General features: G+C 66.9%; 10 protein-coding genes. 7 read left to right on the top strand and 3 right to left on the bottom strand.

Annotation, left to right across the window (positions count from 1 at the left end; genetic code table 11):
• Window positions 1-9 precede the first annotated feature (9 nt).
• On the bottom strand, window positions 10-1,089 hold the full coding sequence (locus F8S13_09765; GenBank protein ID KAB8143299.1) for a deoxyguanosinetriphosphate triphosphohydrolase: 1,080 nt from the start codon (window positions 1,087-1,089) through the stop codon (window positions 10-12).
• A 102-nt stretch (window positions 1,090-1,191) separates the two neighbouring features.
• Entirely contained in the window at window positions 1,192-1,695 is a 504-nt protein-coding gene (locus tag F8S13_09760) for a hypothetical protein (protein ID KAB8143298.1), read from the bottom strand.
• Window positions 1,696-2,508: 813 nt separating this feature from the next.
• On the opposite strand from F8S13_09760, the gene F8S13_09755 reads away from it, so the two are divergent.
• From F8S13_09755 to F8S13_09735, 5 genes are all read left to right on the top strand, one after another.
• Window positions 2,509-3,960, top strand: a complete 1,452-nt coding sequence (locus F8S13_09755) for a murein biosynthesis integral membrane protein MurJ (GenBank protein KAB8143297.1) — start codon at window positions 2,509-2,511, stop codon at window positions 3,958-3,960.
• 214 nt (window positions 3,961-4,174) lie between these two features.
• Complete coding sequence (locus tag F8S13_09750) at window positions 4,175-4,558, top strand: hypothetical protein (protein KAB8143296.1); 384 nt, start codon at window positions 4,175-4,177, stop codon at window positions 4,556-4,558.
• A gap of 162 nt (window positions 4,559-4,720) precedes the next feature.
• Window positions 4,721-5,236 (top strand): tRNA (adenosine(37)-N6)-threonylcarbamoyltransferase complex ATPase subunit type 1 TsaE, encoded by a 516-nt coding sequence (tsaE, locus tag F8S13_09745; GenBank protein KAB8143295.1) that lies wholly within the window; start codon window positions 4,721-4,723, stop codon window positions 5,234-5,236.
• A gap of 57 nt (window positions 5,237-5,293) precedes the next feature.
• Window positions 5,294-5,971, top strand: a complete 678-nt coding sequence (gene tsaB / locus F8S13_09740) for a tRNA (adenosine(37)-N6)-threonylcarbamoyltransferase complex dimerization subunit type 1 TsaB (protein KAB8143294.1) — start codon at window positions 5,294-5,296, stop codon at window positions 5,969-5,971.
• Window positions 5,972-6,195: 224 nt separating this feature from the next.
• Window positions 6,196-7,989 (top strand): aldehyde ferredoxin oxidoreductase, encoded by a 1,794-nt coding sequence (locus F8S13_09735; protein KAB8143293.1) that lies wholly within the window; start codon window positions 6,196-6,198, stop codon window positions 7,987-7,989.
• Between the two features lie 59 nt (window positions 7,990-8,048).
• Here the strand turns inward: F8S13_09735 and F8S13_09730 are convergent, their stop codons facing one another.
• Window positions 8,049-9,068 (bottom strand): nucleoside hydrolase, encoded by a 1,020-nt coding sequence (locus F8S13_09730; GenBank protein ID KAB8143292.1) that lies wholly within the window; start codon window positions 9,066-9,068, stop codon window positions 8,049-8,051.
• A 280-nt stretch (window positions 9,069-9,348) separates the two neighbouring features.
• Between F8S13_09730 and F8S13_09725 the strand changes: the two genes are divergently transcribed.
• A complete protein-coding gene (locus F8S13_09725) occupies window positions 9,349-9,855 on the top strand; it encodes an exonuclease (GenBank protein KAB8143291.1) in 507 nt (168 codons plus the stop codon).
• A gap of 150 nt (window positions 9,856-10,005) precedes the next feature.
• A complete protein-coding gene (pknB, locus tag F8S13_09720; protein KAB8143290.1) occupies window positions 10,006-11,844 on the top strand; it encodes a Stk1 family PASTA domain-containing Ser/Thr kinase in 1,839 nt (612 codons plus the stop codon).
• Window positions 11,845-11,888 lie beyond the last annotated feature (44 nt).

Genomic DNA, 11,888 nt, shown 5'->3' with positions numbered 1-11,888 from the left:
CCTGGCCGCCTACGCGCCCCAGGTGCGCGGCACATAGAGGCTGTTGAAGACCTGGATGGCGTAGCGGTCGGTCATGCCCGCGATATGGTCGATGACGGCGCGCTCGATCGGCTCGCCGCGCTGGGTGTTGATCGCACGTAGCTCTGCTGGAAGCTGCTCGGGGTGATCTTTGAAATGATTGTACAGCAGTTCGATCATTTTGCGTACCTTGCCGTCATCCTCCTTGGCCCGCGAGTTGAGGTAGACCCGCTCGTACATGAAGTCGCGCAGGGCGTTGGTGAGCGCCAGCATGCGCTGGCTCATGGCCAGCAGCGGCTCGGCGGGCGGCTGGCCCTCGCCGGTGGCCCACCAGTTGGCGTCGATCAGGTCGCAGACCATGGTGTTGATCCGGGCGGCGTGGGTCTGGCCAAGCTCGGCCAGCACATCCTGCGGCAGATCGGCCTGGCTGATCACCCCCGCCCGGATGGCGTCGTCGATGTCGTGGTTGATGTAGGCCACCGCGTCGGCGATCTTGATGATCTGGCCCTCTAGCGTGCTGGCGTTGCCCCAGGCCTTGGATGCCACGCTGGCCCGGCCCTTCGAGTGCATGTAGATTCCCTCGCGCACCGGCTCGGTCAGGTTCAGCCCCTGGCCATCCTTCAGCAGCACCTCCACGATCCGCAGGCTCTGCTCGTTGTGGCGGAAGCTGCTGCCCTGCGCGTGCGAGATCGCCACCTCGCCGGCGTGGCCGAAGGGCGTGTGCCCCAGGTCGTGCCCCAGCCCGATCGCCTCGACCAGATCCTCGTTGAGCCGCAGGGCGCGGGCCACCGTGCGCGCGATCTGCGTCACCTCTAGGGTGTGGGTCAGGCGCGTGCGGTAGTGGTCGCCCAGCGGGGCGATGAACACCTGGGTCTTGTGCTTCAGGCGGCGGAACGGCTTGGAGTGCAGGATGCGGTCGCGGTCGCGCTGGAATCGGGTGCGCACCGGCGACTCCTGCTCGTCGCGCGCGCGGCGGGCGGCGGCGCTCTGCGCGGCCAGGGGCGAGAGCCGGGCTAGCTCGTCTGCCTCGATCCGGTCGCGTACGGCGGCGTGGGTTGCGGCGGTGGGCATAGGCGTCTCCATCTTTCGAGAAGATAGCGCTTCTGCGCGGCGCACAGGCACAGAACACACGGATGGCACGCCTTCGGCCACGTCATGCCTGTCGAAAAATCGTTACGCTGGGCGGTTGGGACTGATCGCTGGGTTCGGCTGCTGCTGTGTCCGATCCGGCATTGTACTACGGCTGAGGGCGCGCTGCAAAGCGGTGGCCAGCGCCGCGAGGGATTGGATCACAAGGATGGACAGGAAATAGATCTCGTGACGGTTGGCCTGGGCTGCGGCCTGGGCCTCGGCGGTGTTGGCGAAGCAGATCGCGAGATTGAACTGGCCCGTCACCACCGTGCACGACTCGTAGCGCGCGGCGATGAAGGTCGAGAAGAAGTAGAGGCAGAAGCATACGAAGAATGCTAGCCAGCCCTCGTGGCGGCGGGCGATCAGCCAGCCGATGAACAGCGCAAATGGCAGCGCGAACACGGCCCACACGTTTGGCCGCAGCGCCGCCTCGCCCGAGAGGCCAGCGGCCAGGATGCGGTTATAGTTGGCCCAGATCCCGCCCAGCGCGGCGGCCCCGAGCATGATCAGAAAGGTCTTGAGATCGAAAGATCGGTTCGTTTGCATAGCGGGGATTATACCATATTGATGCGGGAATGGCTGCCTAGCGCAGGCCTGTGCGTTCGCGATCAGCGTCATGTTTACCACCAACACTCCAAGGAACAAACGGAAACGAAGACGCGAAGGCACGAAGAGGAGAGAAGGGAACAAAGTAGGTTGCGCTCTGCACATCCCGCCTTGCTCAACCACCAGCGTGGATGCGGCAACACGCCAGTTCACACAGAGGTTCCCCCAACCCACACAGAGGTTCCCCCGACCTACACAGAGGTTCCCCCGACCTACACAGAGGTTCCCCCAACTCACACAGAGGTTCCCCCAACTCACACAGAGGTTCCCCCAACCCACACAGAGGTTCCCCCAACCCACACAGAGGTTCCCCCAACTCACACAGAGGTTCCCCCAACTCACACAGAGGTTCCCCCAACTCACACAGAGGTTCCCCCAACTCACACAGAGGTTCCCCCAACTCACACAGAGGTTCCCCCAACTCACACAGAGGTTCCCCGACCATCAACATTGCGGTCATCGCCTCCAGCCCGATGCTCGCAGTGCCCCGTATTGGGTGTAGGGGGGCCGGTGCCCGCTCCTACGTCCCGGAGCGCATCGCGTGCATGCCCACCCGCTGCCGGTGGCAACGACCATGCCCGCACTGGCACGCTGGATCGCACCGTCTGCCGCATCTGCATGCCCTGCTCAGATTGGCGTCTTGGTGATAAAAACACGCTGCCGAACGAGAGCGTATAGACCTCGCGTTGTCGGATCGGCCAGAAATCGGTATAGTGCGCACGACACCCGCCGCCTAGCGCCACGAAGGATGCCATGCCCGATCTTCCCTCGCTTGCCGCGCGCGCCCGCGCCGCCGCGCAGGCCGCCCGCTCGCGCCGCCTGCGCGATCTGCCCACCCTGGTCTTCGATCCGGTCAGCGCCAGCGTGCTGTTTCAGCTGGCCTTCTTGGTCTCGGCGGTGCTGGGCGTGGTGCGGCAGATGCTGTTCTCGGCCCAGTTTGGCATCGGCCCCGAGGCCAGCGCCTACGTGGCGGCCTTTCGCCTGCCCGAGACCCTGCTGAACCTCGTGGGCGGTGGGGCGCTCTCTAGCGCCATGATCCCGGTGCTGCTGCACACCCGCCACGCCGAGGGCGCGGCCCGCGAGCAGCAGGTGATCAATCGTGCGCTCACGCTGATCGGGGCGTTTGGCATCGTGGCCTCGGTGCTGGGCGTGGCCATGGCCGGGCCGTTCGTGCGGGCGGTGCTGGCCCCCGGCTTCGACCCGGCCACCAGCGCGCTCACCGTCACGCTGGCCCGTGTGATGATGCTGCAGCCGCCGCTGATCATCATCACCACCGTGGCGATCGCGGTGCTGGGCAGCCGCAACCAGTTTTTCCTGGCGGCGGTGTCGGTGGCGCTGCACAATATCGCGCTGATCGGCGGCATCGCGGCGGCGCGTGTGTTCCCCCAGCTAGGCATCGCCGGGCCGGTGGCTGGCCTGCTGGCCGATGGTGCGCTGCAGGCCGCCATCCTGCTGCCGGGGCTGCGGGCCAATGGGCTGCGCTTCCGCCTATCGTGGCCGCGCGGCGACCCGCGCCTGCGCCAGATCGTGGGCCTGCTGATCCCCAGCGGCCTCTCGGCGATCGTCAACTTTAGCGGCACGATCGTGGACACGGCGGCGGCCTCGCTGGTGCGCCAGCCCGGCGCGCTGCCAGCGGTGAATAGTGCGCTGCTGCTGATCGGCCTGCCCATCCGGCTGCTGGGCATGGCGGTGGCGCAGGCGGTGTTCCCCCGGCTGGCGGCCAGCGCCGCCGCGCACGACTGGGCGACCATGCGGCGGCTCTATCTGCGGGCCATGGTGGTGGCCGTGGGGCTGGCGCTGCCTGCGGCTGCCACGCTGGCGCTGGCGGGGCGCTGGCTGGTGGGGCTGCTGTTCGAGCGTGGCGCGTTCGATGCCGCCGCCGCCGACCTGACCGCCCAGGCCCTGGCCGCCTATGCGCTGGGTCTCCCGTTCTATATCGCCACCGAGCTGAGCACCCGCGCCCTGGCCGCGTTCTATGACACGCGCACCCCGCTGCTCACCAATCTGCTGCAGGTGGCTGGGCGCATTGGGCTGCTGGCGCTGCTGCTGCAGCCGCTTGGCGCGCTGGCCATCCCGCTGGCCTTCGCCGCCACGTCGGCGGTCGAGAGCGCCCTGCTCACGGCGGTGTTCTGGCTGCGTCTGCGGCGGCGAAGGGTGGAAAATCTTCGGGTAGCTGCGTCTATTGATCTCGAAGAGGGGAGATAAGAGGAATTAAAACGGGTAATTGGGCATTTGACATTGTTGAGAAGTGGTACTTATTACAAAATAATATCAATAATGTGAAATTTTCGCGTACGAACTATGCTATAATCAGTAGCATCCACCCAAAAGAAGCGGCGATACGCCCTCGTAACAATACACTTGTCAATGTAGCAACTGTGTCATCCCTGAACGATGGCCCAATGGGGAGCAAGATTGTATGGCACTCTTGACGCTTGCCCAGATCGAGAAGGAAGCTCGCACCGCCGGTTATCACGTGGTTGCTTCGGATCGTCTTCGCGCTAATCGCTGGCTTCTCGTTGTTCGCAATCATCTTGGCCAACTGCTTGCCGTGCTGGTGCAGTCGCGCTCGCTGATCGGCGAGGCCGATGTGCAAGATCTTGCCGAGGTTGTGCGCTTGCGCCGCTACCACGGTGGCATCTTGCTCATCCAGAACGCCCAGGTCAGCCCGCACGCTCAGCGCACGCTAAAAGAGTTCTCGGCCCAGAACCTCCAGATCTGCGCGTCCATCCCGGCGGCCACCGCCGTCGAGCCGCCAGCTGGTGTGCGCAGATCTGCCGCCGCCACCACGATCGTCTCCTAGCCCTGCGCTCATGCCGCGCCTGTGGGGCATCCCCTCTCCACAGGCGCAGTGTTAGGTCGGCTTGCCCGCCGCGCCCCCCCTCATGCCTAGGCCTTTTTCCCGCTGCCTGCGCGATCTTTGCCCAGAAAGCGCCCCCAACAAAGTATGCTACAATACTGCATTATGAGCAGATATGATTCTCGCCAGATGCCACATGTGCTCGATATTGTCTCGCATAGCGCGGCGCAGACGGTGCGCATCGGCCACCGCCTGGGCGAGCTGCTCGGCCCTGGCGACACCCTGCTGCTCTATGGTGATTTCGGTGCTGGCAAGACCCACCTGACCAAAGGCATCGCCCAAGGGCTGGGGTCGGACGACATGGTGAACAGCCCCAGCTTCGTGCTGATCAACGAGTACCGCTCGGGGCTGGCCCACCGCCGCGCGCCGATCTACCATATCGACCTCTACCGGATCGAAGATCCAGCGGCGCTGGTGGGGATCGGCCTCGACGACGCGCTGGATGGCCACGGGATCTGCGTGATCGAGTGGGCCGAGCGCCTGGATGCGCTGCTGCCGCCCGAGCACCTTGCCATCCATCTGCGCCACGTGAGCGAGACCAAGCGTTCGCTGCGCTTCGAACCACACGGCCAGCGCGCCGCCGACCTGATCGAGTCGCTCAAGCGCACGGCTTTTGCATAGAGACGCGTACCAGTGAAATAAGGACGGCGTAGCCCTGGCTGCGCTCGCACGGCTGCCATGCTACTCGCTATCGATACATCAACGGCCCACACCGGCATCGCCTGCTATGCTGCCACCGGCTTGCTGGGCGAATGCTCGTGGTTCTCGGGCCGCGACCATACGGTGCAGCTTGTGCCGCAGATCCACATGCTGCTGCGCCACATCGGCGCTGGCCCCACGGATGTGCAGGCGCTGGCGGTGGCGCTCGGCCCCGGCAGCTGGAGCGGCCTGCGCGTGGGTATGAGCACCGCCAAGGGCATGGCGCTGGCCCGCGACCTGCCGCTGATCGGCGTGGGTACGCTCGATGCGCTGGTGTACCAGCACTATCGCCCCGGCATGCCGGTCTACCCCATCATCCGCCTAGGGCGCGAGCGCTTCGCCACGGCAGCCTTCCCGGCACCGCCCGCACCACCCTACGTCACCCCCGCCCGCAACGTCACACTCGCCGAGATCGTGTCTGAGGTCGCTGGCCGCACACTGTTCTGCGGCGAGATCGACGCCGACACGCGTGCGGCGCTGGTGGGCGCGCTAGGCAGCGCGTGCGTCTTCCCGACACCAGCGGCCAGCCAGCGCCGCCCCGGCTTCCTGGCCGAGCTCGCATGGCTGCGCTGGCAGGCGGGCGACACCGATGACCGCGCCACCCTGGAGCCGATCTACCTTGGCCAGCCGGTGAAGCAGGCCCCGGCGGCCCCCTAGCGGCCTCGACGTTGGGCGGGTACCTGGCTTCGCCTGGCAGGGAATCCCCCACAATAGTTGTGAAGATTGCGCCCGAAGTACCATAGTCCCGTCTCGCTAGAACTGTAGGGGCTATGGTAGTATTATGAACATAACTGGTATCTTGTCAGTTTGAGTAGCCGTGTACGCTGGGCCAGATGCCTAGCGTGTTCTCGCAAGACGCAATACGTATCCACGAGGAACCTATGCCCCTGCGCGCTCTTCGGATTCTTCTCGATACAGGCACAGCGCAGCCGGAAACACTACCCCCTGCTGTAGAGCAGGAGTACCTCGGCGGTCGCGGCGCTGCCGTGTGGGTGTTGGCGAACCGCCTCCCACCCAACACCGGCCCGCTCTCGCGCGCGAATCTGCTTGTATTTAGCACTGGCCCGCTCAGTGGCACTGGTATCGGTGCCACCGGCGGCTTTGTCGTCAGTACTCGCTCGCCCCTGACTGGCGCCATCGCCCACTCGTGGGCGCATGGCTCGTGGGGCGGCGCGCTCCGCCGTGCTGGTTACGATCTGCTGATCATCGAGGGGCAGAGCGCCGAGTGGTGTGTGCTGGTCATCGATGGCGAGAAGATCTCGTTCGAGAGCGCCGCGCCCGTGCTGGGTGCCGACACACGCGCCACCGACATTGCGCTGCGCCAGAAGTATGGCGAGGACGCTGCGGTCGCCTGCGTCGGCCCGGCGGGCGAGGCGGGCGTGGCCTACAGCAGCATCGTGGCCGAGGGCCGCTTTGTGGCCGAGCCTGCGGGCACCGGCTCGGTGATGTCATCCAAGCATATCAAGGCCATCGTGGTGCGCGGCGGTGCCCAGCAGCCCCTGGCCGACTCGGCCCGCGCCCACGCGGTGGTGGCGGCGCTGGCCAAGCGGGCCGCCACCAGCGAGCTGGCCCAGGGCGTGCGCCAGTTTGGCAGCAACTACTACCTGCCGTTTGTCAAAGAGTGGGGTGCGCTCACAGGCCGTAATGGCCAGGATGGCCGCGCCCAGCAGCTCCAGGCCATCACCCGCACCACCCTGGCCCAGCGCGGCAAGCGCGAGTCGTTCGGCTGCGATGGCTGCCCCATCCCCTGCTACTCGCACTATGTGCGCAAAAATGGCGAGCCGATGGCCTACCCCGAGCTAGAGGCGGTGGCGGGCTTCGGCGGACGCTGCGGGCTGACCAACCCCGATGCGCTGATCTTCGCCAACGACCTCTGCCAGCGCCTGGGCCTGGATGTCGCATCCACCAGCGCGGCCATCGCCTTCATGCTGGAATGCCAGCAGGAGGGTCTCAGCCGCGCGGGCACGCTTACCTGGGGCGACGACGAGGCGATCTTCCAGGCCATCCAGAAGCTGGGCCAGAAGCAGGAGAAGCGCGATCTGCTGTCGCTGGGCGTGGGCGAGATGCAGGAGGTCTTCTTCGGCAGCGCGGCCTTCGCCCCCCAGGTGAAGGGCCTGGCCATGCCTGCGCTTGACCCGCGCGCCCTGAACGAGATCGCGCTGAGCCTGGCCTCGGCCTCGATCGGCGGCGACTACCGCTACTCCATGTGCTACGAGGAGATGCTGCCCGACCCGCCCTCGTGGCTGCCCGACGAGCCATCGCACCCCCAGGCGGTGAAGGGTAAGGCATCGCGCCTGATCTGGCACGAGCGCTTCGCCGCCGCGCTAGATGCGGCTGGCTTCTGCCGCAGGCTCTCGCTGCTGGCCTACCAGTCCACCCCCGCCGACCTCGCCGAGCTGCTCTCGGCGGCGCTGGGCCGCGCGATCACCGGCCAGGATCTGGCCCGCATCGGCGAGCGCATCGTCACGGTCGAGCGACAGTTCATGCGCACCTACTCTACCGTCAGCTCCGAGGACAAGCTGCCCGCCCGCTGGCGCGATCAGGCGCTGAAGGATGGCCGCGCCGCTGGCCACCTGCCCGCGCTCGAAGACCTGCTGGCCGAGTACTACAAGCGCCACGGCTGGGACGAGAACGGCGACCCCACCCCCAAGCGGCTGGCCGAGCTTGGCCTCTAGCCGCCCCACCCATCCATAGCAGCAAAAGCGCGAGGGCCGAAGCCCTCGCGCTTTTGCTGCTACCCCGCCCGGCTCAGGGCGATCATCCGCTCGACAAACATATCGATAAATCTGGCCGTGTCCAGCCGCGTCACCACCTGGGCGTTGGGCAGGGGGCGCTGCGAATGCGCCCATCCGTGCGGGTAGCGCCGGGTATCCCAGCCCAGCATGTCGTGCTCGGCGGGCGGGCTGTCGGTGCTGCCGATGTAGCCCGCCGCGCTCTTGCCCATCATCAGCTCGCTGGTGTGCTCCACCGCGATATGCATGGGCGTGGTCGTAGCCAGGGTGGGCATGAAGGCCAGCGCCACCGCCACCGGGTCGTTGATCGCGCAGGCCGAGATGCCGAAGCACTGCTCGTGGAAGGCGATGTAGAAGCGGGTGGCGTCGGCGATGAAGCGGGCGATCGGCGAGCCGGTGGCTAGGATCTGGTCGACGTGGCGCTGCTCAAGCACCACATCCTTGGTGATATCCCACGGCAGCAGGGTGATCGGCATGCCGCTGCCCAGCACGATCTGCGCGGCGTGCGGGTCCACAAAGAAGTTAAACTCGGCGTGCGGCGTGGTGTTGCCATCCACATGGATGGCCCCGCCCATGATGATCACCTCGCGCACGTTGGCGGCGATGCGCGGCTCTTTGCGCAGCGCCAGCGCCACGTTGGTGAGCGGGGCCACCGCCACCAGTGTCACCTCGCCAGGGTGCTCCATGATCTCGCGGATGATCCGGTCGACGGCGTGCTCGGCGGCGGGCGGCTGGGCTGGCTCGGCTAGGCGGGCGTAGCCCAGGCCGGTGTCGCCGTGGGTCTCGGGGGCGGTGAACAGCGGGCGCAGCAGCGGCACGGGCACGCCGTGGCACACCGGCAGCCCCGGCTGTGGGGTCAGCGCCAGCACCGCGCGGGCGTTGCGCGCGCCCTGCTCCATGCTGCAGTTGCCCGCTGTCACGGTTACGGCGGCCAAGTCGATCTCGGGCGAGGCCAGCGCCAGCAGGATGGCGAGCGCGTCGTCGATGCCGGGGTCGGTGTCCAGCACAATGCGCTGTGGCATGGGGTAGCTCCTGTGTATTCGAATGCCCGATTATACCATCGGCCTGTGCCTAGCGCCCTGCCGGTATTGGTTAGGCGGCATCCTGCGAAGCACGCCCCCGCAATTGTGAGCATTTGCTGAAAATGCGCCGGAGCGCCCGTCTTTCGCTGAGAAATGACGCGTTCGGCTGCCGAATTTCCTTGACCGCGTGTTTTTGGTGTGCCATAATGACGCGGCATCAAGCGCGCAGCGGGCGCGGCTTGCGTGGCTGTCGCCGATCTGGCTAGTAAGGAAGACTGGGGTGCGTGCCTATCTTGATATTGAGACCTCGTTCAGCGGGGCGATCAGCGTGATCGGGATCTACCGCCCCGACCGCGGCACGACCCAGCTGGTGGGCGCGGGCGTGCGCGATCTGCCGCTCTACGATGCGCTCGATGGCGTCAGTACCATCGTCACGTTCAACGGCTCCTCTTTCGACCTGCCGATCATCCAGCGCAGGCTGCTGGTGGATCTTAAGGGCCAGTTTACCCATAGCGACCTGATGTATGTGTGCCGCAAGCACAACCTGCGCGGCGGCCTGAAGAAGATCGAGGCGGCGGTGGGCATCGAGCGCGAGACGGCTGGGATCACCGGCTACGACGCGCCGCGCCTCTGGGAGCTGTACGAGCGCACCGGCGATGCGGCGGCGATCGACACGCTGCTGCGCTACAACCGCGAGGACGTGATCAACCTGGCACTGCTTGAGGCCAAGCTCGGCGTGATCGAGCACTGCGAGCCATGCCAGGATGTGCAGCAGATCTTCGCCTAGCGCCGCCGCGCCCGCGTGTGCGCGTAAAGCCGCGCTTTTGATCGTTGAATAGAGTGAGCCTCTCCCGCCGCGCCCGCCTGTGTGGGTTGCCGCGCCATGGCAGCTAGCCGACCGCCGCAGGCCCGCGCCTCGGCGCATATTGACGGAACAATGCAGCAGAAAATTCTCAACGGCCGCTATGAGCTGGAGCGTAAGGTTGGCGAGGGCGGCATGGCCCGCGTCTACCTTGGGCGCGATCTTCGCCTGAGCCGCGCGGTCGCGATCAAGGTGCTCCATAGCCAGTATGCCAGCGACCCAAGCTTTATCGCGCGCTTCAACCACGAGGCGCAGGCGGCGGCGAATCTGCGCCACCCGAACATCATCGATATCTATGATGTGGGCCAGGATGACGACATCCCCTACATCGTGATGGAGTATGTTGAGGGACAGGATCTGAAGGCGCTGCTGCGGCTGGGCGGCCCGCTGCCGATCGAGCGGGCGGTCGAGATCGCCGAGCAGGTGGCCAGCGGGCTGGATGCCGCCCACCGCGCCGGGCTGGTGCACCGCGATGTGAAGCCTCAGAACATCATCATCAGCAGCACTGGGGTTGCCAAGATCACCGATTTCGGCATCGCCAAGAGCGCGCTCTCGACCTCGGCCACCGAGACGGGCGTGATCTTCGGCACCGCCGACTACCTTTCGCCCGAGCAGGCGCGCGGCCTGGTGGCCACGCCCGCGTCCGACATCTACTCGCTGGGCATCACGCTCTACGAGATGCTGACGGCGCGGCTGCCCTTCAGCGGCGAGAACTCGGTGGCGGTGGCCATGCAGCACGTGAGCGCCCAGCCGCCCGCGCCCAGCAGCTACAACCCGCGCATCCCGCCGCAGCTTGAGAATATCATCCTGGGCGCGATGGAGAAAGATCCGGCCCGCCGCCCGCCCTCGGCCCGCGCCTTCGCGCAGATGCTGCAGGGCTACCGGCGCATGGGCGACCAGGGCACCGTGGTGCGCACGGTGCCGGTGCCGCAGCAGCAGCCGCGCCAGCAGCAGCCGCGCCAGCAGCCCGCCGAGTCGGACACGGTGGCCTACAGCCCGCGCCCGGTGCCGCGCCCGCGCCCGGTGACGACGCCGCCCACCAACCGCTCGCTGCCGCCCCGCCCGAGCATCCCCGAGCCTGCGCCGCGCAGCAGCGGCCTGGGCTTCGGCGGCTTCCTGCTGGGGCTGCTGCTAATCGTGGGCGTGATCGCGCTGGTGGGCGCGCTAGCCTCGGGCGGGCTGGCCGGGCTGATGCCCTCGCTCAACTTCCAGACGCCGAGCTACCCCACTAGCGCGCCCGCTGGCGGGCCGACCGCAGCGCCCATCCAGGGCACCGCCGTGCCGCAGGTGCCCGCGCCCCAGCTGCTGGGCCTGAGCCGCGAGCAGGCGCTGCAGGCGCTGGCCAACCAGGGCCTGCGCCCCTACGAGGAGCAGCCCAGGAATAGCGACAGCGTGGCCGACGGCCAGGTGATGCAGCAGAACCCGCCCGCCGGTCAGCTGATCGACGCGACTGGCGTGGTCTCATTTGCCATCAGCCTTGGGCCGGAGGTGGTGGTGGTGACGCTGAACGACCTGTCGAAGCTGCGCGAGGCGGTGGCGGTGCAGCAGCTGCAGGACAACAAGCTGGTGCCAAACGTCACCTACGAGCAGAGCGATACGGTGAGCAAAGGCTTTGTCATTCGCCAGGATCCGCCCGCTGGCTACCGGCTGGCGGCTGGCGACACGGTGGATCTGGTGGTGAGCACGGGCAACGAGTTCACCATGCCCGACCTCGCGGGCATGACCGAGGAGCAGGCCAAGCAGCGGATCGCCGAGCTTGGGCTTGCCCATGAGTACACCGACTACCAGGGCTGCGACAAGCTGGGCGATCTGTGCAATCGCTACGGGCCGGGCGTGGTGGTCAGCTCGGTGCCGGGGGTGGGGGCTACGGTGAAGCGCGGCGACGGCGTGACGCTGGGCGTGCGCCAGCCCTAGCGGGCGCTGCGGGCACTAAAAACGAGGCTGCGGCAAACACGCCG

Source organism: Chloroflexia bacterium SDU3-3, assembly GCA_009268125.1.
Taxonomy (GTDB): Bacteria; Chloroflexota; Chloroflexia; order Chloroflexales; family Roseiflexaceae; genus SDU3-3.
The sequence above is the reverse complement of the archived record's forward strand: the minus strand, read 5'-3'. Positions and strand labels throughout refer to the sequence as shown.

Excerpts from the sequence above, each read along its gene's own strand:
- F8S13_09755 (KAB8143297.1), top strand. The coding sequence starts at position 2,509 with ATGCCCGATCTTCCCTCGCTTGCCGCGCGCGCCCGCGCCGCCGCGCAG.
- tsaB (KAB8143294.1), top strand. The coding sequence starts at position 5,294 with ATGCTACTCGCTATCGATACATCAACGGCCCACACCGGCATCGCCTGC.
- F8S13_09750 (KAB8143296.1), top strand. The coding sequence starts at position 4,175 with ATGGCACTCTTGACGCTTGCCCAGATCGAGAAGGAAGCTCGCACCGCC.
- tsaE (KAB8143295.1), top strand. The coding sequence starts at position 4,721 with ATGAGCAGATATGATTCTCGCCAGATGCCACATGTGCTCGATATTGTC.
- F8S13_09760 (KAB8143298.1), bottom strand. The coding sequence starts at position 1,695 with ATGCAAACGAACCGATCTTTCGATCTCAAGACCTTTCTGATCATGCTC.
- F8S13_09765 (KAB8143299.1), bottom strand. The coding sequence starts at position 1,089 with ATGCCCACCGCCGCAACCCACGCCGCCGTACGCGACCGGATCGAGGCA.
- F8S13_09730 (KAB8143292.1), bottom strand. The coding sequence starts at position 9,068 with ATGCCACAGCGCATTGTGCTGGACACCGACCCCGGCATCGACGACGCG.
- F8S13_09735 (KAB8143293.1), top strand. The coding sequence starts at position 6,196 with ATGCCCCTGCGCGCTCTTCGGATTCTTCTCGATACAGGCACAGCGCAG.
- pknB (KAB8143290.1), top strand. The coding sequence starts at position 10,006 with ATGCAGCAGAAAATTCTCAACGGCCGCTATGAGCTGGAGCGTAAGGTT.